A 25,508-nucleotide genomic window follows, 5' to 3' on the forward strand; every position below is an offset into this window, starting at 1 on the left:
AAACTCCACCTTCAATAATAAATTCATACCATTTAAAATAACCAAAATTAATTTTAATAGATTCTTTATATTTACTAGTACTTGATCTCATATTGTTTTTCTTCTTTATAGAGTCCTATCTGATTAGAATAATACTCCTTAACAATGATCTTATTTAATCTATCGGAAGCTAAATCCTTATATATATCTATGCTTTGAAATCCATTTCTTTCTCCAACCACTTGTCCACACAATGAGGCTGCTGAAATTAGCAACAAATCTCCTTGAGAATCATCTCCGTAAGTAATATGTCTTTCAATTAATGATTGGTGTTTATGCCCTGAAAATATAAACTTGAAACCTAGTTGATTAAGTGTATATTTAAATTTATATACATTTAGAATATCTGCATATTTTTTTACTTCTACAGACGGATGTGGGACAATATTATTATGTACTACTGCAAGCTTTGTATATCTATCAAAGTCATCTATTTCGTTAGATAATTTATCTACTAATTTAATTAACTCATCTATTTTTTCTTCTTTGATATAAAATAGTTCCTGTTTATCATCTTCAGGTGATATATGAACTGAGTTAAATCCTATAATAAATAATTTTAATTCTTTATTTAAAATATACTTATTCTTAACAAATGGACTATTATATTCAGAGAAATAGCTAATAAATTTAGAGAATTGAATTTTTTCATTTGTTCCGTCCCTATCACAATCATGATTTCCTGGAACAATATAAATATTATCTTGATTTATATTTAATTCAGATAAATGTTTTAGACATTCACTAAGACCATTTTCTTCATTTTTAGTTGTTAAATCTCCACTAACTATCAAAAATGTATCTTGTGATATATTATCATTAAATTTTTTTTGAAATTATTAAATAATGGAACTTTCAAGCCTTCTACGCCTTTAAGATTATCCTTATTATCAATTCCATCATTAATGCTTGAACCAAAATGTAAGTCTGAAATATGAATTATAGATATTTCTTTATTTAATCCACTTAATTTTTCTTCATTTTCTATAGTAATCTTATCTCCCAATAAGTATTTTATCCCGCTAGGCGTAATATCAATTAAACCAGAACTAAAATTGTCATAAAATATTAAATCTCTTCTAAAACTCGAATAGACTTCATTTTCAATTATTTTCTTTATTTCCTGTAAGCTATTTTTATCATATAATTTACTTTCCTCAACATCATATAAATTTGAATACTTCGACAGTTCATCCTCAATGGAAGATAAATATCTCATAATTAGTTCATGAATTTGTATTTTTTTATTATAATTATTTTTATAAAGATAAATTATTTCTAATAAATCTTTAATTAATGTTTTTGTCTTACTTTCAGGTATTTTAATAGTTTTCAAATATGATATCTCCGCTGAAATTGCTGCTTCACTTTCAATAAATAGATTAATTGAGCTGTTGCTACTAGCTAATTTTAAATTATATTTAAATCCTAAAAGTGTAAGCTTGTATCCATCCGCAGAAAATATACCATAGCTCTCAATCATATTTAATGCTACTAATTCACTTATAATCTTATTGTAAAATTCTTCAATACTTTCTACTTTATCAATATTTTTACTAGTTAATATCCCCCAAGTATCGTTCTCTTCAGTCTTATACTGGTAAAAATGTGAATATAAAACAACCTTTATTTGTTCCTTTTTCACTTTTCCATCAACATATTCTCCAGTATCAGATAAACTAGAAACTTCATATAGTTCTTTAAAAATCAAACTAGCTGCATCATTTTTATTTTTATTATTGTATTCTACTTTCATAATTGCCTCCTTATATGTAACTATGACTATTAACATATTGTCTAATATTTGTATCTTACCATTTTAAATCCATAGTGCCTAATCGCATAATCTAGTTATTGATTGTTATATTCATCCAAAGAAATAATAACCGCATTATTACTAAATCTATCCAAAATATTGTAAGGAAATGTATTATCTCTTCCGAACTTAATGCAAATTTTATAACAACGTATAAACTTTGTCATACCACTGCTATTCTTATGTATAAATACGACAACTTGCAACAAATTCTTTGACATCAGAGTGTTGCTACAACAGAAATTTACACTCATATTTATGAGAGAATCAATTAAAATCTGCTTTAAGCTCTAATCAATTAGCCCTGCTGATTAATAATTACTTTTTACCATATTCTTTTATAACTAATTTTTCTACCATATCACCATATTGCGACTTCATCTTTTTACCAAATTCATTAAAATGTTTTTGTGTATATTCAATATCAGGAACTAAACTATCAACTTGAGCATCCATTAAGCTCATTCCAGTATATCCTATAATTAAATTACTATATCGCCCACTCAAATTATCATTAGCCCGTTCTAATGTAACCTCATTATTGCTTACATTTGTATAAGGAAACATCATTTCTATTAATTTTTTAATATTCTCTATATCTTTTAAATTTGATGAGCTTTTCCATAATATTAATATAAATCTTGCTGATGCAAATCTAAATGAATAACTTTTATAAATATCTTTAAAATTTAATGGTTTATTTTTTTCTTGAGTGTGAAGTCCATACATCAAAGTTCTATATGGAATAATTCCAGAATCATAAAACTTTAAATCAGTTCCAATGCTTAAAGGTAAATATATGTCATTTTTTTCACCTAATGGGTTCATATCAACATGCACTCCTGCAAATATTGAAACTCTATCACACGAAACATCTTTACCTAATATATAATCAATATTTTTTTCAAACCATGCACAACTTGTTTTTGAAACTCGATTATAATTATAGGCTATTTTAAGCAACCATCTTGACAACATATTGAAATCAAATGATATACTAAGTTTCTCATCTCTTTTAAAATCTTTCATGAAAACATCCTTAATCAAATTTACTCCATATGTATCCAATTCTCCCAAATCTTCATTATTACATTTAGCACAAACATCTGATATAGATTGTCCAAAATTATCTTTATACGCTCTCTCCTCTGTAAATGTAATATTCTACTCTGGAAACAAATTAATTAAACCGTGTGGTATTATATGCTCTTTAGTTTTATTTTGTCTTGCTAATTCTATACCACAATATGCACATTTTTTCATGATATACCTCTTTTCATATTTTTTTGAATATACTCTAATCGGCTAATGAATAAAATAAATATTTTAAAATCACTAGTTAAATTCTTATAATTCAAAACAATTTTTTTAAATCGTTGTCTTTTTCAACTGGTAATATAGAAACATTAATAAATAACTTTCCATAACTCTACTAATTGCAACATAGTATATTCTAAGTTCTTCATTACTTTCTAAATCTAATTTAAATAAAAATTCTAATCCTTTTTCATTGATAATAAGAATAACATCATTTAACCATAGCATTTAGTTTAGGTTTTGATTGATCTTCGCCGAACTGCCTATTATAGACATAATCACCACTTTAACCTTAATAAATAAACCTCCCAAATATAAAAAAGATAGAACACTTATCTCTAAACATTCTATCTTCATTATACTTCATATTTTACAAATTTTATATCATTTCGCCCTATTATTTACAACATTTTTCATAATAATCTATTTTATAAATTAAATTCCTTTTTTGTATCTTCTAAAGCTGCGTCCATTCTTTCGATTACCTTATCCATATCTTCTTTGGAAATTACTGCTGCGGGTTCAAAACGAATGCATTTAGCGTTTACTAGAGTTCCTGCTGTCATGACTCCTCTTTTGAACATTCCTTTAGCAACAGAATATCCTACTTCACTTTCACAAAATTCTACTGCAAGCATTAGTCCTGTTCCTCTTACTTCATCAATTACTTCAGGATATTTCCCCCATAATTTTTCTAATCCTGCTTTAAGATATTCTCCTTTTTCTTTACATTGTCCAGGCACATCATTTTCCAGCATGTATTTTATTGTTGCAAGTGCTGCTGAGCAGCAGACTGGATTTCCTCCAAATGTTGGTGAACCTAGCAGCCATGGATTATCTATCAATTCTTGTACCCACATTTTAGGCTTGCATATAATACCTGTTATTGGCATTATTCCTCCACCAAAAGCTTTACCAAAAGTCATTATATCAGGGACTACACCTTCTGCTTCACATCTCCACATAGTTCCTGTCCTACCCATACCAGTTTGGATTTCATCAAAAATCAATGCTACATCATATTCATCACATATTTCTCTAACTTCCTTTAGATATCCTTCTGGCGGAATAATAATTCCTGCTTCACCCTGTATAGGTTCTATTATAACTGCTGCAACTTTTTCTCCAACAGCTACGAGATTTTTTATAGCTTTTCTCATATCATCTGCATTGCCATATTCAACATGCTGTACTTGCTGTACCATTGGTGAATACGGTATTCTGTAAGTACTTTTTCCTCCCATTGAGATAGCTCCCATTGACTTACCATGGAAAGCTCCAACAGTTGAAATATACCATCTGCCGCCAGTAGCAATTCTCGCAAGCTTTAATGACATTTCTACTGCTTCTGCACCTCCATTTGTGAAGAAACAGTATTCTAAATCTCCCGGAGTAATATCTGCAACTGCTTTTGCAAGATATCCTCTTAAAGGATCTAATAATTCTTGTGAATGTAAAGCTTGATGATCAAGCTGTGACTTTACAACATCAAGTATCTCATCATTTCTATGTCCACATGTATAAATTCCAAAGCCGCCTAGGCAATCTATAAATTCTTCTCCGTATAAGCCTGTACAATATGTTCCCTTATCAGTCCATTCTACAACTGCCGCATTTGTTGATACTGATTTTCTATATTTTAACCAGCCTGGACTCACATAATTATCAAAATAATTTACTGTATCTTTTGTTATTTTTTCTTTTTCCTCATTTGTTAGTTCATCACTTTTGATATATCCTATTACTTTTTTTAAATCCTCAATAACCTGTTCTTTTTGTGCCATAATCAGTACTTCCTTTCTAAAATTAAAATGGCGTATTATATTGATTTTTAAATCATTAATACGCCGTTGTATTCATATATTTCTTTTATTGATATTATTATAAAATAAACTAATCCTCGATTACAATTCCACTACGGTATGGTTATTGTATTATTTTAAAAGTATTTATACTACTTTATAAGTAGATTCTTTCTTACTTAATATCTGTTGATACTCACATTTAGTATAGTCACTATATAGATAAACAAATTAAAAATTTAACTTATATATAGAATATTTATGCATTTAAGTCAAACCTTTGTGTGTATCTATACTAGAAATCATATACATTTTTGTGAAGTAGGCATTTGAAATTGAGCTGCTAAAGCTTGTTCCATTTGCTGCTTGTCACGAACTTGTTTCTGGAGCATGCAGAAATGGGTGCATGCTCACATTTAGAACTTTCAGCGAAAATTTCACAAGTCCTGCGGAATAAAAATGTATGTGATTTCGGTAAGCTACCACATAAGTTTAGTTTTAAAGTTGGCAATCCATATATACAAGCATATTTAATTGTGATAAACTGTTTTTATTCTTTAGTTTCCAAAATACGTGTCATATATTTGCTTTATTTTTCATATGACATCGTTTAACACTTTGCTTAAAAATTATATCAGTACAGAGAGGTATTTTTATGCAGAACAATGAATTTCTCTTAATAAATAACATAATATATCAGATATATAGCATTTCTGATTTTGATACTATGAAAATTACATTCTTAAATTTACTTAAAATGTTGGTTCCAAACACTGCCTCCAGCATATTAATGGCTGATCATACTAATTCAAAAAACTTACTTTGCGATCCAATTTGCATGCCCGAGGTTTACTCAGATACTGAAAAAAATTATCTTTTAAATGAAGATGAAGATTATACCCGATGGATTATGTTAAGTGGACAATCTCTTCTCATCCGTGAAAGTGACTTAATGCCTGAAAGTGAGAGAATAAAAACGACACTATATAAAAAATGTTATGAACCTTTTGGACTTCATTATTCTTTACAATTAAATCTAGTATATAATGATGTTTTTCTAGGAGTGGTTACAATTTATCGTACTAAAGGAGAAGGGGATTTTACGTCTGATGAGATATTTCTGGTAAAAGCTTTTAGTGATCATTTAAATCTTAGCTTTTACAAGCATTATACAAAGAATTCAAAAACTTCTTCCAGCACATCTTATTCAATAGCTGCTCTTGCTTCCAAATATAATTTAACCAATCGCGAATCCGAGATATTACAGCTTATTTTTGAAGATATGAATAACGATGAAATTGCTGAAAAACTATTTATAAGTGGATATACTTTAAAAAAACATATTCAGAATCTATATAAAAAATTCAATGTATCAACTAAATGGAATTTATTAAAATTCAGAGATAAATCATAAATAATGTTATTTAATTATAAACCATTAAGACAGCAGAATATAATGAGCATTTTTATTAAAATCTCATCACATTCTGCTGTCTTAATAATCTATTTTATAATTATGAAAAGTATAGATATCCAAAACAAGAAATTCACTTATACACCAGAAATTATTATTGATATCACATGAATCAGGCTAATGTATAAGTTGAATTTATAAATTGGATATCTATATTTGTTAAACTTAAATGAGATTACTAAACCAGAAATTACATACATTTTTGTGGAACAGGCATATGAAATTGAGCTGTTGAAGGTTCTAATGTGGGCTTGTTCCATTTACAGCTTGTCCAAACTTTACATTTGGAACACGCTGAAATGGTGACAAGCCCACATTTAGAACCTTCCAGCGAAAATTTCATAAGTCCTGTGGAATAAAAATGTATGTGATTTCGGTAAGCTACCGCATAAGTATAAATCTTTTAGTGTTCATACCAGCCTATTGGGCCTGGTGTTAAATTAATATTTATTTGTTTTATTTCTTGATATTCTTCTAATCCATGGATACCTAATTCTCTTCCGTATCCACTCATCTTATATCCACCCCAAGGCGCTTCATTGAAAGTTGGATTGTAGCAGTTTATCCATGTGATTCCTGCACGAATTTCTTTTATTACCCTTAATGCTCTTGTTCCATCACAAGTAAATACTGCTCCTGCCAATCCATATATTGTGTCATTTGCTAAAGCTATAGCTTCTTCTTCTGTCTTAAAAGTTTGAATAGTTACTACTGGTCCGAAAATTTCTTCTTTTACAATGGTCATATCTGAAGTGCAGTTATCAAAGATAGTTGGTCTAATATAATATCCTTCTGCACATTCACCTTCAGTATATCTCTCACCGCCACAAACTAAAGTTGCGCCTTCTTCTCTGCCTATTTCAATATATTTTAATACTGTTTCCATATGCTCTTTTGAAACTAGTGGTCCCATATCAGGATTATTTACTGGATTGCCTATAGTAATTGCATTTGCTCTTTCTGCAAGACGTGCTACGAATTTATCTTTTATGGACTCTTCAATAATTATGCGTGAGCCTGCTGAACATACTTCACCCTGATTAAAGAAAATTCCAATCATAGCCCATTCTACAGCACCTTCAAAATCTGCATCTGCAAAAATAACATTTGGTGATTTTCCTCCAAGTTCTAACCCTACTTTCTTAAGATTTCTAGCAGCCGCCTTAGCAATACTCTGGCCAACTTCTGTACTGCCTGTAAAAGTAATCATATCTACATCATTGCTTTCTGCTATCTCCTGCCCTACAGTTCCACCTGACCCCAAAACTAAATTAACGCAGCCTTTTGGAAGCCCAACTTCATCAAATATTTGAAATAATTCAATAGTTGATAAAGGAGTGTTTGAGCTTGGCTTAAATACGACACTATTGCCTGCTGCAATTGCTGGCGCTAATTTCCAAACTGCCATTAAAAATGGATAATTCCAAGGTGTTATCTGTCCACATACACCTACTGGTTCATGAACCGTATATGAATGCATCTGCCCAAAGCCATCATTTACATCATAAACGCCTCCATATGGTTTTGTTATTAACCCAGCATAATATCTAAAGCAGTGAATTCCATCATCAATATCGCCTTCTGCTTCACGGAGTGGTTTTCCATTATCTATAGTATCAAGCATTGCAAATCTATCTCTTTTTTCTGCTATTTTATCAGCAATTTGCAAAAGAATATCCGCACGAGCCTGTGCATTCATTCTTCTCCATTCTCCTTTTCCATAAAAGGACTCTTTAGCAGCTGCAATAGCTGCTTTAGTATCTTCAACTCCGCCTTCTGTTGTTTTAGCAATTACTTGTCCATTTGCCGGATTTATAACATCTCTTGTCTTCTTTGAAATTGCCTCCATCCATTCACCATTTATATACATCTTTTTAATTTCCATAATATTTTAACCTCCCAATTAATTTCACTTAAATTTACAATCAACCTTTAGCGCTTTGCCAAACTCGTATATATATGTCGTAATAGTAAAATTACATTTAAAACATTTATAGGCTAAGTAAATACCAGAATATAAAATGTAGAAAACTAATTGCCACATATATATATATACTTTTTATTATTTTAATTCTTAATCCCATTTCCAAAATTCACATTTATCTTTAATAACATTTCCTGCATTGACATCTAAAACTTCTTTTCCCTTTACCGTTATAACTCCATTTATAAAAACATATTCAATACCTTCTGGTCTTAAATCTGTAGGCCCAAAACAAGGATACATAGATTTATCTTCTATTAAGTCAGGGTCGAATATTAAAATATCTGCATCAGCTCCAACATCAATAATTCCTTTATTCTCTAATCCTAGACGTTTAGCAGGCATATAAGTACATCTATTAATTGCTTCTATAAGCGTAAGCCTGTCCTGCTCTTTTACCATAGTCCTAAAGAATCTTGGATAGGTTCCAGCATCTTGAGGATGACCTGGAATTCCATTATCATACATTGGTGCCTGCATCTGTAGACACCATCATATATGGCTTATCTAGAATTTCAAAAACCTCACGTTCTTTTCCTACCATACCTATTACCGTAGCTTCTGGGTAATTACATCTAAGTTCCTCATATATTTCTTTTGATAATCTTTGTCCTCTGTATTTTCCTGTTCCTGCAATTAAACTGCTATAGTCACAGCCCCATTTTTCTATACAACCTTCATCAAAAACTGCACTTCCAATAGATGTTGCAAATCCACTATATAAACCACTATCAACTGATATGTCTAGACCTTCCTTCAAAGCCTCATCAATCATATGCAAAGCTTCATCTGCCATTCCCATTCCAAATTGATATACCAAGTGTGAAATATTTATAGCAGCTCCTGTCTTTCTTGCTATATCAATAGCTTCTCTCAAGGTTATAAGGCCTCCATAACAATCTGACCTTGTATGAATTGATATGAGTTTACCATATCTTGCTGCTATTTTTGCTAATTCTAAAACTTCCGTTTCAGAACTTCCTGGTACATATTCAAGTCCAAAAGATAACCCGCTAACACCAAAATCAAATGCTTCTTCAATATTAGCCTTCATTATTTTTATTTCTTCCTCAGTTGATGGTCTATATCTATCATTAACCCCAGCCTGCTCTCTTAAAGTCGTATGTCCAATTTGTTCCACTTGATTAATTAGAAAATATTTATATTTATCATAAAACTCCTTGATATCTTTTGGAGACATTCCGCAGTTACCATTATAAACTGTAGTAACTCCCATTGCTGCCATGACTTTTGCACATTCTAAATTTCCTTCAACATGAGCATGAATGTCTATAATTCCTGGGCATACAATTTTTCCTGTAACATCTAATTCAAAGGTACCCTCTATACTTTCTCTTGTTATAGCACTTATTTTTCCATTTAAAATTCCGAGATTGGCTACAGTACTTTTTCTACGTTTTGGATCTATTATGGTACCATTATTTATAACAAAATCATATTTCATATTAACCTCCATTTTATTTAGTTAACTGTTTATCCTTTAGATTTTAGTCTTTTAACTTGAAATGCAGTATTCACAGCAATGATCGCGATAGTAATAACCATTATTACCGTAGACAAAGCATTTACTTCTGGAGTTACTCCTGTCTTTACCATTGAAAAAATCTTAAGGGGAAGAGTCATACTTCCTGGTCCTGTTGTGAAAAAGCTGATTACAACATCGTCAATAGATAATGAAAAAGCTAACATCGCCCCTGATAGAACTCCTGGCATTATGAGTGGAAGAGTAACTTTCCAAAAAGTTACGATACGATTTGCTCCTAAATCCATGGCCGCTTCTTCTAAAAATTTATCAAAGCCAGCAAGTCTTGCTCTAACTGTTATTACTACAAACGGTATGCTAAAAGTAATATGAGATAAGATTAAACTTATAAGCCCTAAAGGAATACTTAATGCAGAATATATAGAAAGTAATGCAATTCCCAAAACTACCTCTGGTATTACTATAGGAATATATAATAACTTATCTATTATTCCTCTTCCTTTAAATCTATATTTATTTAATCCAATAGCACCAATAGTTCCTATAACAGTTGATACAGCTGTACTTGCAGCTCCAATAATTAACGTGTTTGCAAGGGAATCCATTAAAGCTCTATTTTTAAAGAAACTTCCATACCATTGAAGGGTGAAATTTTCGAAAACAATATTCAACTTTGAGGTATTAAATGAAAAAACTATTACATAGAAAATAGGAAGATATAAAAATAAAAAAACAAGACCAATATAGACATTTTTTAATACTCCAGATATTCTTTTCTTCTTTGCTTTTACCATTTTACATCCCTCCTAAATCATCCATACTACCACCTGATTTTTGATACAGCCATACGAGAATCAATGTAATTATTATTAAAAAGATTGAAATAGCAGAACCTAGAGGCCAGTTTCTTGCAGTTATAAATTGATTTCTAATAATGTTTCCAATTACTTGAGTCTTGCTGCCTCCAAGTATATCTGTAACAAAGAAATATCCTAGAGATGGAATAAAAACTAAGATGCTTCCTGCAAATATTCCAGGCATTGTAAGTGGTAATGTTACTCTGCAAAATGCAGCTGCTGGCTTAGCTCCTAAGTCACTGCAAGCTTCTAACAAAGACTTATCTAATTTTTCAATTGAACTGTATAAAGGCAAAATCATAAATGGCAATAACATGTATACTAGACCAATCATAACTCCTGTAGTATTGTATACTAACTCAAGAGGCTGATGAATTAATCCTAATTTTAATAACAGTGAATTGAGAATGCCATCTTTACGAAGTATATTAATCCATCCAAAAAGCCTTATTAAAGAGCTTACTAAAAACGGTACTATTACCATTGCCATAAATACAGTCTTTTTTATAGTTGTCTTTTGAGCTATAAAATAAGTGAATGGATAAGCAACCAATATGCATATTATAGTTGTAAAAATTGAAATCAAAAGTGATTCTCCAAATACCTTTAAATAAAGCGGATCAAATACCTGTTTAAAATTATTTAGTGTAAATCCGATTTTAACTCCACCATTTGGATCTTTAAGCATGAAGCTCATAACAAAAACATAAATAAATGGGATAGCTACAAGTAAAATCATCCATGCTGAAACTGGCCCTACTGTAGTAACAAGCGGTAAATTTATCTTCTTTTTATGATTCATCTAACTACCCCCTTACTTTAATTGATTCTCTGCTGTAAATACAGGATTATCTATAACACTAAAAACTTCCTGACTTGGAGACTTAATTACAACTGCATCTTCTTTTTTCCAATAAATATATACCTCTGAATCTACTGACATCAGCTCTATTTTGGGATTGGTGTTCATCTTCACTTCCATTCCTGTAGGAAGCAAAATGATTGTCTTATTTACATTGCCAATATAAACATGTTCTTTCACCTTTCCAACAAGGGTAAAGCCATCAATTGGTGCTTTAGATAATTTAATATTTTCTGGTCTTACTAGCACATAAATTATTTCATTATCATTTATTTGTGAACCTATGGTACTTACATTGCCGCTCTCTACCTTTACCTCTAGTACATTATCTTCTTTCTTTTTTGCAACTCCATAAAATAAGTTCGATTCTCCAATAAAGTTTGCTACAAATTTAGATTTTGGTTTTTCATATATTTCTTTTGGAGTTCCTATCTGTTCAAGATTTCCACTACTCATAATTGCAATTCTATCGCTCATAGTAAGTGCTTCTTCCTGATCATGTGTTACATAAATAAAGGTAATTCCTAATTTTCTTTGAAGCCTCTTTAATTCAAACTGCATCTGTTTCCTTAGCTTTAAATCCAAAGCTCCTAAAGGTTCATCTAATAGCAAAACCTTAGGTCTGTTTATAAGAGCTCTTCCTATAGCAACTCTTTGCTTTTGCCCACCTGATAATTGATCAGGCTTTCTATTTTCAAAACCAACCAATTGTACTAATTCAAGCATTTCTATAACACGCTCTTTTATTTCTTTCTTCTTTACCTTCTTTATAGATAACCCAAACGCTAAGTTATCATAAATAGTCATATGAGGAAATAATGCATAGTTTTGAAAAACTGTATTTACTTCACGATCATAGGCCTCTGTATTTTGAATTTCCTCACCTTCTATATAAATATTTCCGCTTGTAGGTGTTTCAAAACCAGCTATCATTCTTAAAGTAGTAGTTTTACCACAACCTGAAGGTCCAAGCATAGTTAAAAATTCACCTTTTCTTATATCAATAGCTAAGTCTTTAACTACATAATTATCTCCATATTTTTTATTTATATTATCTATTTTTACGATAACCTCAGACATTTCATCCCCTCCACAGTTTTTAAATTTTTATTAGTAAAAATAACAAGTCAGAACTTCAATAATTATTTTTTATAATAACATCTACAAGCAGCCTCTATTAAATTTGTTTAATAAAAATAGTACATTCTAATGACTTGTTATTTTATCAAATATATCTAACCTTTAAATTTAGTCCAGATATCAACTATTTTTGATACATTATCTCCTATATCAACTAAACCTTGGCTCTTCTTTAATTCTGCTTCAGGAATATTTTCAATTATATTATTCTTATACTCATCTCCTAATACATCCTTAGCTGATTTATTTGGATTTACATATGGGAAGTTTTTAGAAATAGTTGCACTTACCTGTGGATCTAAAATATAATTCATGAATAAATCTACACTCTCAGGATTTTTAGCTCCATTTGTTTTCATCATCATATCGAAAGTGAAATATATGCCTTCTGATGGATATACTACTTTAATTGCTGGATTTTGCTCTGCTGCTAATGCACATTCGCCTCCATATACAAGACCTAAAGAACATTCACCATTTAATAATAAGGTTTTTGGACTATCCCCATTAAAGGCATGAATATTTGGTTTTAACTGTGTTAAATAATCTTCTGCTTTCTTTAATCCTTCATCACTTGTATCGTTTATTTTATAGCCATTTTCCATTAATGCGATGCCAACAATTGGTCTTGCATCTTCAACAACAACCATTGAATCTTTATATTTAGGATCTAACAAATCTTTATATGATGTTATATTATCTTTAATTTTATCTGTATTAACTGCAATTAAAATGCTTGTACCTAAATACGGAAGGCTATATTCATTTTTAGGATCATTGGCTTCATGTAAATATTGTTCATCAAGATTTTTAAAATTATCTATTTTACTAGTATCTAATTTCTGAATTAAATCTTGATCTTTTAAGGTTTTAATATCTTGTGCAGGTCCAATGATCATATCATACGTTCCTTTTGCTCCCGAATTCATTTTGGCAAGCATTTCATCTGGATCAGAATATGTGGTTAAATTAACTGTGACTCCATATTTATCTTCAAAGCCTTTTACTACCTCATCTGGTATATATTCTGACCAAGTAATAACGTTTAATTCTTTACTTCCACTTTTCTCACCAGAACTGCTGCTGACAGAAGAACTTTGGTTGTTTGAACCACATCCTGCCAAAATTGTTGCTGCTATAGTCCCAACCATCATAATTGCCATAAACTTTTTTAAGCTTCCCTTAATCATAAAACTTCACTCCTTAAATAAATATTGCTTATTATCCTTATGCTTTCTTACTATTAGTCAATTATATTTTTTAATTAAACATTAATTTTTAATTAAAAAATGCATAAAGATATCTGTATCTTTATGCACCCTTGCATTTAAAAATATATACTTATAAAGCTTTGACTCCTCTTTCACCAGTTCTTATGCGAACAGCTTGTTCTATGTTTCGAACAAAAATCTTTCCATCTCCAACATTACCTGTGCCAACCTTGTTTATTACTGCTAAGAAAATGTCTTCTAATATATTATCTTCTACTACCGCCTCAACCTTAATTTTAGGTAATAAATTTATATTAGTCTTTAAGCCTTTAATTTGATTAACTCCATCTAAAGATCCTCTTTGAGTCCCACATCCCATGGCAGTTGAAATCGTCATTCCACCACAATGATACTCATCTAAAATACTTTTAACAATCTCTAGCTTTTCAGGTCTTATGATTAGCACTATTTCCTTCATAAAATCACCCCCAAGTTATTAAATTATGTGAAAAATTATTGTAATCAGTTAATTACTTCTTGTGAATAATATACTATCAAAATATTTTTATAACAATTGTCCAAAAACACCATTTTAATTATACTTTTTGATATATATATACTTATAAAGTAGTATGTTATTCTTTTTCCTTAACCATTTTAAATAGCTGAACTCTGTTTTTTATATTTAATTTTCGGTAAATATTAAGTATATGCTTTTTTAAAGTGTTGCTGGTAATACATAATTTATCACTAATATCATTATTTCCTGTACCATTCATAAGTTCTTTTAAGACAGCCTCCTCTCTTTTTGTTAAATTATAAGTTATTACACATTGTGAAAGAGTTATTTTCTCATCATTCAATGAACTTTTATTTAAGTCTTGATATAATCTAAATGCCATATGTTCCTTTATAATATCTAAAATAAAAGAATCTTCATATGTATAATCTTCTTTACCTTTTAATCTAAAAAAACATACTACTCCTATAAACTGATTCTTATATGCCAATATCATGTTTAAAGTATGGTGCCAATTATTAGGTGCAAAATATATTTTATAATATTCTGTCTTCACTCTTTTTTCTTCTGAAATAATATCACTTTCTCTATATACTTTGCTTTTTCCTCCAAACATCAATCCCCTGCTATAATCTACGCTATCATATTTATCCATGTAGTTCTCATCACTTTTTGGCTTATAATTGTAAAAAACCGGATTAGTTAGGATATGGCTATTTAACTCTGATGCAATATAAAAGTCAGCACTATCAAAATCTAGAATAAGAGCCATCTGAGTAAGAAAATTTTTTCTCATGGTCATTGAATCCTCAATAGAATTAATTTGATATACTATATTATTAATAACCATCCAGTCATTTGTTTCTAAACTTTGCACCTTTTATATCCCCCTTTATTTTCTAATCACAAATTTGTAAATATGATAAAAAATAAAGGCATATGTAATCAATTAAATTCATTATTACATATACCTCTTTGCACATTATTTTTTATTAATTCCATTTTACTATTGCAAAATTTCCATTTCAATATTATCATTTGATTATTTTTTATACCACATCTACTCCTTTTTAAGTAGATAATATTGTTTAGGAAAAGGCCTTTTCAAAAGCACTAATTAATATTCAAACTTTTAGACCTTATATGATAAATTTTATGAAAACCCATTAAGTAGATCCATCTCTTTCCTAACAACTGTATCCAAGTGTAATGAGACAAAAAAATGATACTACTATAGAATAATTTGATATAATTTATTAAAAGATAAGATAAATGACACTTTTGGACGAAGGTATTTTCTTTGCTTAAGCCTTAAAGAATAAAGATTTATACAGGAGGATCTTATGTTTAATCAAATAAGTTATTTTCAAAAGGAGCTTGCTGATCTCGTTCAGCGACATACCCACATGGAAGGCTATCAGCCTACAAAAATTCCGTGCCTTGGTTTTTCACGTTATTCCACTACTCATTATTCTACATTGGCTGGCCCTCCACGTGGACTCTATAATCCTTCCCTCTGTATCGTAGTTCAGGGCTCAAAGGATATTATACTTGGGGGTGAACGATTAAGGGGCGGTCCATCGAATTACATTGTATCATCTATAGATTTACCGATTATCTTTGAAGCAATGGAATCCTCCCCCGAAGTTCCAAACTTGTATTGCAAAATTGAATTTACTCCAAGCCTTATTTTAGAACTGTTAAGTGCTGAAGAGTTTAAGGTAACTGGCAAGAGAACTTCAAAACGTGGTATGAATGTTGCTGAATTTGATGTATCCATGCTAGATGCTGTGGTGAGACTCGTTCGCCTTCTGGATAAACCTACCGATATTCCTTTCCTTGCCCCGCTTTATACAAAAGAAATATTATATAAAACATTGCAAGGGGATTATGGCGATTCATTAAGACGAATTGTAACTGATGGGAGTCCAACTATTCATATTAGAAACACAATACAACATATGATGAATAATTTTCAGAATCCTCTTCGCATTGAAGATCTAGCAGATGTGGCAAAGATGAGCATTCCATCATTCCATAGACATTTTAAGGAAGTAACTGCAATGAGTCCAATTCAATTTCAAAAACAATTGAGGCTTCAGGAAGCCCGGCGTCTAATACTATCAGGGTCAATGAATGTGGCAGATGCATCATTTAATGTTGGCTATGAAAGCCATACGCAATTCAGTCGTGAATACTCAAGAATGTTTGGCTTTCCACCCAGAGAGGATGTTAAACGGCTTAAATGCATTAATGATACAATTGTGGATATTTAAGAAATTCAATAATAAATAATTTAAACTATTAAAGAGCGTGAAGGCATTTTAACTTACCACTCTTTTTTGTTATAACTATTCTATCATCAAAGCCACATTGTATAGTTTGATAGGATTAGGCAACTTTTTGATTGAATTGTGTTACCGATGACTTTAGAGCTACATGTATAATATAAATAGATTCAACGAACAAATATAACATATTTTTAGGAGGTATTTATATGCAATACATTAAGCTAGGCAACTCTGGACTTGAAGTTTCACAGATATGCATCGGCTGCATGGGGTTTGGGGACCCTGCTAAGGGCCATCCTACTTGGGCGCTTGATGAGGAAGGCAGCCGCCCTGTAATCAAACATGCAATCGAGGAAGGTATTAACTTTTTTGATACTGCCAATCTATATTCTCAAGGGACAAGTGAAGAGATAATTGGTAAGGCGCTGAAAGAATTTGCTAAACGTGAGAATATAGTCATCTCTACAAAGCTTGGTGCCCCGATGAGATCTGGGCCTAACTCGTTTGGACTCTCACGAAAGGCGATTATGACAGAGATTGATCATAGTTTAAAACGTCTTGGAACTGATTACATCGATCTTTATCAGATTCATAGAGCTGATCCATTTACCCCATGGGAAGAAACTTTGGAAGCACTCCATGATCTCGTAAAGATGGGAAAAGTGCGCTATTTGGGAGCCTCTACAATGAGAGCTTGGCAGTTTGCTAAGGCTCTTCACATCCAGAAGGTTAATGGCTGGACACGCTTTATATCAATGCAACATAATTACAATTTGGTCGCTCGTGAGGAAGAGAATGAAATGATTCCGCTCTGTGCTGATGAAGGTATTCAGACCATCGTATACAGCCCGCTTTCCCGTGGTATGCTAGCTCGTCCATGGGGTGAAAAGACAACTCGCTCCGAGGCTGAAGCAGGAGCTCTAAATTACTTTGAGGCAACTGCAGTAGCCGATGAGAAAATTGTTGAAGCCATTGGTAAAGTTGCAGAAGAACGTGGGGTCAGTCGTGCAGAAATCTCGCTTGCTTGGTTATACCGAAATCCGGTTGTTGCAGCGCCTATCGTTGGAGCACTTAAAACTAGCCACATCGACGATGCAATTAAAGCCCTCTCAATCGAGTTAACCAATGAAGAAGTACATCAATTAGAAGCATACTACACTCCACGTGTTGACGTGAACGTTAAAAATTCCGACCCGAAAGCCATAGCAAAAATGGCAGCAACAGTTGGAATCAAAATTCCGGTACCAACTGGTTCTAAATAATTTGAAAAAGCTGAAAAAGAAGGAGAAGTCTCTGATGAAGAGAGGCTTCTCCTTCTTTTTTATCTATGAAATATCTCTTTAACTTATATTTAAGCTTAGTTAGTTTAAAAACTTGCTTACAAATATGATACAAAATATCACACTATTATTTTACTTAAAGCTAGTGATATCAACTATTTATATGAAAGTCTACATCATTTATGGTACGGTTCTCCGTATCGAAAGTAAATGATAACTATTTTATAAAAATAGAATATCTATTTCTCAAGTATCTTATTAGAATTACATTTTACTTGCTTTTCCCTCTTCTAAGTATTTTATATACTTTATTTTAAATTAATTGTAATAATCTTATCTTCAATTATATATTTTATTCTACCATCATTAGAAACAGCTGTAGTATTTGTATTTATTTTGTTAAAAGTATATGGAATAATCTTTATTGTACTTACATCAAAATTCTTTACTGGTAATTCATTTGCATAATGTGTATAAAAATATGCTCCGTTTCCTATTTCCTCCTTCAAAGGCACTTGATCACCATTTGAATCAACAATATCATAATAATAATTAACATCATTATTATTTTCCCATGCACTAAAACCTTTTGCTGAACCCGAAATAAGTACTCTATCTGGCTTAACAGTAACATTATCTAAAGAAAGCTCATTGTCACCAATTTTAATATTTTTATCTACTTGAATCACTTTAGTGTTATTTTTATAAGTAGTGGAATCATAGACAAAGTTAAAAGTAAAATCTGAATAACTAACACCATATTTTTCGGCTAAAGAAGAAAATACTAACTTTACATCCTCCTTATCACTTAATGGCAAGTCCTTCATTTCAACCTCAAGAATTACATTACTATCTGTCTCAATTTCATTATTTTCTACATTATCGTATTCAACAAAATCCTTATATCCTGCAATACTATATCCGACATAATCAGAACTCCTCTCAATTTTTTTGCCATTAATATAAATATCAGGCGCTAACTTATTGTTATTATCAACAAGTTCATTTTTTTTCTTATTAATATTAAAGTTAATAATGATTCTTGAATTATCAGTAAAAAACTCATTTAAAGTAAGCTTAATATCTTTTCCTTCCAATGTTTTCCCTATTTCAGTTGAATACTTTTCTCCAGTAGTGTTAATACCTAACCATGTATTAATACTATATTTAAAGCTTGCTACTGCTGCTAAAACTTTATTTCCATGAGCACCTAAATTTACAGCTAAAAGCAATGCTACCACAGCTGCTAAGGCCTTATTTTTATTCAAAAAAACCTTTTTATTTTTAGATTTTGTAAATTTTTTCATCATCTTTTTCTTTTCTAATTCACTAACATCTTCTATTTCATACTGTGAAAAATCTATTTCTACATTATTTAATAAACTATATTCATCTTTCATGGCTTATCCCTCCTTATGATTTAGAAAATATGCTTTTAAGTTTTCTTTTTCCTCTAGAAATTCTGTTATATAATACGGATGGTTTAATATTAAACTCTTCGCTAACTTCCTCTACCGATTCTTCTTTTACAAAAAGTTTAATAAAAAGCTGCTTATCAAATACACTAAGACATTTGAGAATTTCTTCTATTTCATATTCCAATTCATTCTTTAAAAGTTCTTTCTCTATTGTGAAATTACTTTCTATCTCTAACTCACTTATATCAATATGTTCAAGAGTCCTTAAATATTTTCTCTTATAATCAATAGCTCTATGTTTTGTTATTGCAGCTATCCAATTCTTTAAAATATTTTTTTCATTATCAAAGCTAGCTATATTATTCCATATTCCAAGATATACATCATTAATACATTCCTCATGATATTGTGGAAGATTGTATAAATGTCTCTTTACTATAGCTTTTATTAATGGTGCGTACTCATTAATAAGTAACTCCATACCTTTTTCATTTCTCTTTTTTATTAATGAGTAAATTTCTTTATCCATAACAAAATGCCCCCCTTTCTGAAAGTCTCTTACACTTACTATTACGAATAAGACAACTCAAATTCTATCAAAGAATAATATCTTTTATTTTTTTGCATCTTAATCTCTGTATTTTTAATAGTGATTCTTATATAAAAAATCTCAAAAAAATAATAGCCTTTCACGCAATTTTGAAGCTACTATTTTTTTACGATTCTTATTGATTTTATTATTCTATCAAGTTTATTTTACTTATTATCCTTTATTTATGATATGGTTCACCCTTAATTATCCTAAACCTTGTTTAGAATTTTTATTTTATCAAGTCGCACCAGCAACTTCCAATTATAAACATAATCATCACTTTAACCTTAGTGAATAAACCTCCCAAATATAAAAAAGATAGAACAATTATCTCTAAATATTCTATCTTCATTATACTTCATATTTTACAAATTTTATATTATTCCGCCCTATTATTTATAACATTTTGCATAGCTACTATATTTTATAAATTAAATTCCTTTTTATATCTTCTAAAGCTGCGATTTATTTTTACTCTCCAACTAATCCGCTTTCCTTCATCTTACTAATAAACTTTTCTGATTTCTTATTTACCTTTTCCTTTAGAAATACAGCGATTATTATGGATATGAAAAAATATATAGCTAAAATTCCTGTATCATAATATAAAGAACTCCAGACAATTCCTCCTTCTGCTTCTCTCATGCCTCCTATAGCATAAGTAAAAGGCAGCATTGGACTTATATTTTGAAAAAATTTAGGTGTAAGCTGTATAGGAAAGGTTCCTCCTGAGGCAGAAACTTGAAGTACCATTATAACAAGTGCTAAGGCTTTACCAACGTTTCCAAATACAGAAACCAAAGTATAGATTATCATGCTAAATACCAAGCCTACATACAGAGAAAATATTGAAAATATCATTGGACTTACAGCATAAGTTTTAATGAAAATAAGGTTTCCTAAAACAATAATAAAAGTTTGAAGTAATGACAGAGTAGCAATGGTTAAATACCTGCCAAAAAATTTTTTAGTCGTTCCTAGTTTCTTAACACCTTCTAAGTTCTCTACATGTGTAGATAATATAGAAAGCAATGTAAAGCCGCCAACCCAAATTGCAAGAGTGCTATAAAATGGAGTCATAGCAGATCCATAATTGGGTATAGGAAATATTCTGTTTTGCACAAGCTCTATTGGATTTGCTAAAAAGTCACTTACATTCTCCGGATTTTTTTGTAGAAGACTTGCAAGTTCGTTAAATTTTTGGTCGTCGTCTAAATTTTTAAACCTTTCAACATTGCTGTGGATTATATCCTCTGCCTTTGGGAATTTATCTTTAATATTTTTAATTTCTGCTCCTCCAAGGTCCGTACCAATATCAGCATCCTTTAGTAAATTATTTATGAGAGGAATATTATTTTTTGCATTTTCCAAAAGCGTTAATGAATTATTAGCCATAGCTGTAGTATTATCTATCAAGCTATTTATTTCTGGGGAAATAACATTGTCAAAATTACTTATTGAGTCATCTATAAGCTGTGAGGTTTTATCTATATTTTGTATTAATGAATTTACTGCATCAGAAGAAAGCTTATTCCCATTACTTAGTACAGCTTCCAAAGCATCTAAACTTAATTTATTTTGAACTAGTTGATCTCTAATATTTTCTATTTTGCTTATAAAATTAGATAATATATCACTATGTAAAATATTATTTACAGATTTAAGTATATTTATATCATTATTAATAAGAGCTATTGCACTATTTATATTATCAGTTGCAGATTTTAAATCATCCTGCTGACCTTTAACCGCTGTATCTATAGAATTATTAATCCTGTTAAGATTATTTTTAGCTGCTTCTCCATTAGCCTTTACTTCAGCTAAATCTATTTTTATGTATGGAGATATACTCTTTATTGTGCTATTAAACTTACTAAAAAAATCATTACTAGATTTAATTACATTTTGCGCGTCATTAAGCGAATTAGTTATGTTAGGTATATTCTCCTGGAGATTTTTTATGAACTTATTCATATCTACGGCTCCATTATAAGCATTATCTATATTTTTACCAATTTGAGGAAGATTACTATCTATATCACTTAATATATTCATAAACTCTTTTAGCTCTGGTTTAAGCTGTTCTAGTACAATACCATACGCGCTCATATAATTAAGCACTGCACCGCTTACTTCTTCAGTAACAGAACTGGTTATTTCGCTTTGCAAAGTGGTTAGTCCACTTTTTGTGATCTTAGGAGCTATAGCATTGATTTTTTCGTTAACTGAATAAATTAAATCAGCCTTATTAGGCTCTCCACTTACTGCCAAAGAGAGAAGGTCGTTCGAGAAATCTTCAGGCATTGTTATACTTGCATAGTACCTTCCATATTTCACTCCACTTTCCGCCTCATTTTGATCAACAAAAGTCCAGCCAATACTTTCATTATCCCTTAGTTTATCAATTACTTCATCACCAATATTAATTTCCATTCCTTTAAATTCAGCACCTTTATCATTGTTTACTACTGCCACTAACAAACCTTTAGTATTTCCATAAGGATCCCAGGAAGCTATTATGTTAATCCATGCGTATAATGCAGGTACCAAAAGAAGACCCGCTATTATACACATAAGAGGAATATTCGTTATTATCCTTTTTATATCTCTTTTATAGATTTTAAATATTGTACTCATAACCTTTTGTATACTTCCCTTCTTAAGGCACAATCAAAAAAATAACAGACCAGTATGCTTGCATATTTTGTGTCATACTGCGTCAGCAAATTTTATAATAGACCCGATTCTAAACTTATGTTTCCCTTACAGTATTAAATAATTCATCTTTTAAGACAGAAGGCTATCCGCTAAGGCCAAATAAAATAAATTTAGTTATAAAAATAAAGTTTTTGAGCAGTATAACGAAGTATTTTGGCATATTTGAAAATCTTCGCTAATAAAATTTACAAAAGCTATGTATTTATGGAGGTTATCAAATGTTAGAAAGCAGAACAAAAGTGTCTGCGACACGCTCCTTCGGAGAAATTATTATTAGTTAAATTAAAAACCATAGAGATTGCTGTTCCTCTATGGTTTTCTTCTTATAGTTTATAACTTTTGCCATATACCCCATTGTATTCTTTAGGTCTCATAACTCCGCCACATTTTTCGCATGAAAAACAAGGCGGTTCATCTATATTACTTTGATCCATCTCATCAAAGTATTCTACAACCTCCCTAGGTATATTTTCTGTTATTCCACAATTTAAACATTTATATGGTATTATATCTTTCACTTAACATCCCTCCAACTATGTTGTTGTCGGCTTTATTTTACCATATAGTACTCCTTTTGCAATTGCATATATTTCCAGGATGTTTTCTAATTTTTCTTTCCCTTCACTTATAAATTTATCTTTAAAATATTCTCGCATCGAGCCGTATCGTGGATACACTATATCATTAAATCTCATCTTACCACCACATTTAGAACATTTGCATGGATCTACCCCAAAAGACGCAAGAATTCGATATTCCCACTTTTCTATTGATTTCTTAATTTGTATTATTTTCTTATCTATCATCTTGATAAATTGATCTTTATCCTTACATCTCCTCGAATACAGTCCAAAATATCTCACCATTTTAAAATTCTTGTCTGGTATATGTATTATAACTTTTTTTATAAACTCAAAGACTGACACTTTCTCTATTATTTCTTTATTGTCTTCATGTCTTTTATATTTAAATGTTACACTTTCACCATCATACGCAATTATTCTTGATTCTGCTATCGCAGGTCGTCCAACATATCTTCCAATATATTTTGCAGCTATCTTTGCTGATTTTATTTCATTTTTAGCATGAACATAAAATCCATCTTTATTATTTTTATATATTTTGTTCTTTAATCGTTTAAAACTATCTTTATTTCCTTCTCTTTTTATTATTTCATCTAATAATATTTTTTGCCATCTCTTTCTTAATGCTTCATACGAAAAATATTTAAAATTTCTCCAGGTAGTTAGCTTGCCCTTTCCACCTTCTGTAACCATCATGTGGACGTGGGGATTCCACTTTAAATCTCGTCCAAAAGTATGTATAACTGCTATAATTCCAGGTATAAATTCTTCTTTTTTATTTTGCTTATACATCCAACTCGTAACAGCTTTAGCTGCACATTGCGGAAGTAACTTCAGCCTATCTCTTTCTCTTCCGAAGTAATTTCTAAGTTCCTCTGGTATTGTAAATACCATATGTCTATGCTTTACATTTATTAATTTTCCCAGCATTCCATTAACCCAATTATCAACATAAACCTTTCCACATGATGTACAAAATCTACTTTTACAAGTGAACCCAACTTTCTTTATTTCGCCACATTCCTTACATTTTAATTCAATATAACCATTACTTATATCCTTGCATTTCATAACTTTTTTTACTTCTGCAATAACACTAGGTCTAATTCTGTTTTTATATCTTTTATAAAATTCATTCCAATTTTCCTCTAATATTCTTCTTAATTTACTCTTAATCATTTCATCAATTTACCACATATATTTTCCTAATGCAAGTCTACACCGCGCTTTCAGCAAGCGCGATTTTTATACTTTCCTATACAATAAAAAGAGCACTAGAAAGTGCTCTTAGCAAAGGAATATATGATTTAATTAACTATTTATTCTTCTTTGTACTTGGTGGACTATCTGGTCTGGCAACCCATTCAATTTCTCTTAATAACAAATATTTGATACCTTATGCAGTAATAATTGCTATTACTTCTGCTGCTACAGTTACTTTGCTAGCTTTAGTAATATATAAAAAGTTCAGCCCTATTCATAATTTTTATTTAGATACAGATTTTGATTATATCTTTCTGGAGAAGAAGCTCACATATGAATATAATAATCCTGAGGACATAACTTATACAAAGAAATATAAAATCATCTTACGTAAAGGTACTGATAGATTTCATGATAAATATAATTGGACTGGTGATAATACTCCTATTATCACCAGCTCAGATTCAAATCATAAAATTTTTTTAACAACGAGAAGGGATTCCTATCAACAATTTGAAGTCTATTTTGGCAAAAAGTTTAAAAAAGGTGAAATCATTAATCTAACCCTTATATTTAAATTAAATGATAAAGAAATGAAAGCCACCCCTTCTTTTTCAACAACAATAGTTGAACCTACAAAAAAACTTACATTAACACTTAAAATCAATAAAGAATATAGAACCTCTTCTGTGATTTACGAAAAGTTTCCTTCTACAGACAGCCGCTTAGCATTAGAAACCAAAAACTATAGTTTTCCAGATAATAGCGAAATTGAAGTGATAGTTGATAATCCTAAAATGTTATTAGTTTATTCATTAAATTGGGAGAATCCAAGATCTGAAAATAAGGCGCATGAAAATAAATAACGAGTCCAAAATAGCCTTGCAAAGGGACTT

24 protein-coding genes are annotated in these 25,508 nt (G+C 30.5%); 4 read left to right on the top strand and 20 right to left on the bottom strand.

The window, feature by feature from the left end; all coding sequences use genetic code 11:
* Nucleotides 1–74: 74 nt before the first annotated feature.
* The 6 genes from CDLVIII_RS19730 to CDLVIII_RS19745 all read right to left on the bottom strand — a co-directional run bounded on the left by CDLVIII_RS19730 (nucleotide 75) and on the right by CDLVIII_RS19745 (nucleotide 4,956).
* Nucleotides 75–833 carry a metallophosphoesterase gene (locus CDLVIII_RS19730; protein WP_009171239.1) on the bottom strand — a complete coding sequence of 253 codons (759 nt, stop codon included), beginning with the start codon at nucleotides 831–833 and terminating at the stop codon, nucleotides 75–77.
* Nucleotides 830–1,795, bottom strand: a complete 966-nt coding sequence (locus CDLVIII_RS19735; protein ID WP_009171240.1) for a hypothetical protein — start codon at nucleotides 1,793–1,795, stop codon at nucleotides 830–832. The genes CDLVIII_RS19730 and CDLVIII_RS19735 overlap by 4 nt, the downstream gene beginning before the upstream one ends.
* A gap of 378 nt (nucleotides 1,796–2,173) precedes the next feature.
* Nucleotides 2,174–2,884 carry a hypothetical protein gene (locus CDLVIII_RS19740; RefSeq protein ID WP_035301855.1) on the bottom strand — a complete coding sequence of 237 codons (711 nt, stop codon included), beginning with the start codon at nucleotides 2,882–2,884 and terminating at the stop codon, nucleotides 2,174–2,176.
* A 135-nt stretch (nucleotides 2,885–3,019) separates the two neighbouring features.
* The gene (locus CDLVIII_RS32220) at nucleotides 3,020–3,118 is read right to left on the bottom strand and encodes an HNH endonuclease (protein WP_242835769.1); all 99 of its coding nucleotides are present in this window, start codon (nucleotides 3,116–3,118) and stop codon (nucleotides 3,020–3,022) included.
* A 105-nt stretch (nucleotides 3,119–3,223) separates the two neighbouring features.
* Nucleotides 3,224–3,400, bottom strand: coding sequence for a hypothetical protein (locus CDLVIII_RS31505; RefSeq protein ID WP_186005513.1), 177 nt, complete (start codon nucleotides 3,398–3,400; stop codon nucleotides 3,224–3,226).
* Nucleotides 3,401–3,600: 200 nt separating this feature from the next.
* The gene (locus CDLVIII_RS19745) at nucleotides 3,601–4,956 is read right to left on the bottom strand and encodes a putrescine aminotransferase (protein WP_009171241.1); all 1,356 of its coding nucleotides are present in this window, start codon (nucleotides 4,954–4,956) and stop codon (nucleotides 3,601–3,603) included.
* Nucleotides 4,957–5,629: 673 nt separating this feature from the next.
* Here CDLVIII_RS19745 and CDLVIII_RS19750 point away from each other — a divergent pair.
* Nucleotides 5,630–6,388, top strand: a complete 759-nt coding sequence (locus CDLVIII_RS19750) for a LuxR C-terminal-related transcriptional regulator (RefSeq protein ID WP_009171242.1) — start codon at nucleotides 5,630–5,632, stop codon at nucleotides 6,386–6,388.
* A gap of 463 nt (nucleotides 6,389–6,851) precedes the next feature.
* Here the strand turns inward: CDLVIII_RS19750 and CDLVIII_RS19755 are convergent, their stop codons facing one another.
* The 9 genes from CDLVIII_RS19755 to CDLVIII_RS19790 all read right to left on the bottom strand — a co-directional run bounded on the left by CDLVIII_RS19755 (nucleotide 6,852) and on the right by CDLVIII_RS19790 (nucleotide 15,403).
* Entirely contained in the window at nucleotides 6,852–8,333 is a 1,482-nt protein-coding gene (locus CDLVIII_RS19755) for an aldehyde dehydrogenase family protein (protein WP_009171243.1), read from the bottom strand.
* Nucleotides 8,334–8,522: 189 nt separating this feature from the next.
* Complete coding sequence (locus CDLVIII_RS32225; protein ID WP_242835770.1) at nucleotides 8,523–8,900, bottom strand: amidohydrolase family protein; 378 nt, start codon at nucleotides 8,898–8,900, stop codon at nucleotides 8,523–8,525.
* On the bottom strand, nucleotides 8,893–9,897 hold the full coding sequence (locus tag CDLVIII_RS19760; RefSeq protein WP_242835771.1) for an amidohydrolase family protein: 1,005 nt from the start codon (nucleotides 9,895–9,897) through the stop codon (nucleotides 8,893–8,895). The genes CDLVIII_RS32225 and CDLVIII_RS19760 overlap by 8 nt, the downstream gene beginning before the upstream one ends.
* A 29-nt stretch (nucleotides 9,898–9,926) precedes the next feature.
* Nucleotides 9,927–10,730 carry an ABC transporter permease gene (locus CDLVIII_RS19765; protein ID WP_009171245.1) on the bottom strand — a complete coding sequence of 268 codons (804 nt, stop codon included), beginning with the start codon at nucleotides 10,728–10,730 and terminating at the stop codon, nucleotides 9,927–9,929.
* 1 nt (nucleotide 10,731) lies between these two features.
* On the bottom strand, nucleotides 10,732–11,595 hold the full coding sequence (locus CDLVIII_RS19770; RefSeq protein ID WP_009171246.1) for an ABC transporter permease: 864 nt from the start codon (nucleotides 11,593–11,595) through the stop codon (nucleotides 10,732–10,734).
* Nucleotides 11,596–11,607: 12 nt separating this feature from the next.
* Nucleotides 11,608–12,735 carry an ABC transporter ATP-binding protein gene (locus CDLVIII_RS19775; protein ID WP_009171247.1) on the bottom strand — a complete coding sequence of 376 codons (1,128 nt, stop codon included), beginning with the start codon at nucleotides 12,733–12,735 and terminating at the stop codon, nucleotides 11,608–11,610.
* A gap of 155 nt (nucleotides 12,736–12,890) precedes the next feature.
* Nucleotides 12,891–13,985, bottom strand: a complete 1,095-nt coding sequence (locus CDLVIII_RS19780) for a spermidine/putrescine ABC transporter substrate-binding protein (protein WP_009171248.1) — start codon at nucleotides 13,983–13,985, stop codon at nucleotides 12,891–12,893.
* Nucleotides 13,986–14,136: 151 nt separating this feature from the next.
* Entirely contained in the window at nucleotides 14,137–14,484 is a 348-nt protein-coding gene (locus CDLVIII_RS19785) for a P-II family nitrogen regulator (protein ID WP_009171249.1), read from the bottom strand.
* Nucleotides 14,485–14,641: 157 nt separating this feature from the next.
* Nucleotides 14,642–15,403 carry a helix-turn-helix transcriptional regulator gene (locus tag CDLVIII_RS19790; protein ID WP_009171250.1) on the bottom strand — a complete coding sequence of 254 codons (762 nt, stop codon included), beginning with the start codon at nucleotides 15,401–15,403 and terminating at the stop codon, nucleotides 14,642–14,644.
* 466 nt (nucleotides 15,404–15,869) lie between these two features.
* Here CDLVIII_RS19790 and CDLVIII_RS19795 point away from each other — a divergent pair, with 466 nt between their 5' ends.
* Together CDLVIII_RS19795 and CDLVIII_RS19800 are read left to right on the top strand one after the other, a co-directional pair.
* Nucleotides 15,870–16,802 carry an AraC family transcriptional regulator gene (locus tag CDLVIII_RS19795; RefSeq protein WP_009171251.1) on the top strand — a complete coding sequence of 311 codons (933 nt, stop codon included), beginning with the start codon at nucleotides 15,870–15,872 and terminating at the stop codon, nucleotides 16,800–16,802.
* Between the two features lie 221 nt (nucleotides 16,803–17,023).
* Nucleotides 17,024–18,079: an aldo/keto reductase gene (locus tag CDLVIII_RS19800; RefSeq protein ID WP_009171252.1), complete on the top strand. Its 1,056-nt coding sequence runs from the start codon at nucleotides 17,024–17,026 to the stop codon at nucleotides 18,077–18,079.
* Nucleotides 18,080–18,405: 326 nt separating this feature from the next.
* Here CDLVIII_RS19800 and CDLVIII_RS19805 read toward each other — a convergent pair whose 3' ends face one another.
* The 5 genes from CDLVIII_RS19805 to CDLVIII_RS19825 all read right to left on the bottom strand — a co-directional run bounded on the left by CDLVIII_RS19805 (nucleotide 18,406) and on the right by CDLVIII_RS19825 (nucleotide 24,588).
* Nucleotides 18,406–19,497 carry a DUF4179 domain-containing protein gene (locus CDLVIII_RS19805; RefSeq protein WP_009171253.1) on the bottom strand — a complete coding sequence of 364 codons (1,092 nt, stop codon included), beginning with the start codon at nucleotides 19,495–19,497 and terminating at the stop codon, nucleotides 18,406–18,408.
* 13 nt (nucleotides 19,498–19,510) lie between these two features.
* Nucleotides 19,511–20,044: a sigma-70 family RNA polymerase sigma factor gene (locus tag CDLVIII_RS19810; protein ID WP_009171254.1), complete on the bottom strand. Its 534-nt coding sequence runs from the start codon at nucleotides 20,042–20,044 to the stop codon at nucleotides 19,511–19,513.
* Between the two features lie 534 nt (nucleotides 20,045–20,578).
* Nucleotides 20,579–22,744, bottom strand: coding sequence for a YhgE/Pip domain-containing protein (locus tag CDLVIII_RS19815; protein ID WP_009171255.1), 2,166 nt, complete (start codon nucleotides 22,742–22,744; stop codon nucleotides 20,579–20,581).
* A gap of 404 nt (nucleotides 22,745–23,148) precedes the next feature.
* Nucleotides 23,149–23,343: a hypothetical protein gene (locus tag CDLVIII_RS19820; RefSeq protein ID WP_009168857.1), complete on the bottom strand. Its 195-nt coding sequence runs from the start codon at nucleotides 23,341–23,343 to the stop codon at nucleotides 23,149–23,151.
* Between the two features lie 15 nt (nucleotides 23,344–23,358).
* Nucleotides 23,359–24,588: an IS91 family transposase gene (locus CDLVIII_RS19825; protein ID WP_009170364.1), complete on the bottom strand. Its 1,230-nt coding sequence runs from the start codon at nucleotides 24,586–24,588 to the stop codon at nucleotides 23,359–23,361.
* 29 nt (nucleotides 24,589–24,617) lie between these two features.
* Here CDLVIII_RS19825 and CDLVIII_RS19830 point away from each other — a divergent pair, with 29 nt between their 5' ends.
* Nucleotides 24,618–25,478 carry a hypothetical protein gene (locus tag CDLVIII_RS19830; RefSeq protein ID WP_009171256.1) on the top strand — a complete coding sequence of 287 codons (861 nt, stop codon included), beginning with the start codon at nucleotides 24,618–24,620 and terminating at the stop codon, nucleotides 25,476–25,478.
* The last annotated feature ends 30 nt before the right edge of the window (nucleotides 25,479–25,508 follow it).

It is taken from the genome of Clostridium sp. DL-VIII, from assembly GCF_000230835.1.
Lineage (GTDB): Bacteria > Bacillota > Clostridia > Clostridiales > Clostridiaceae > Clostridium.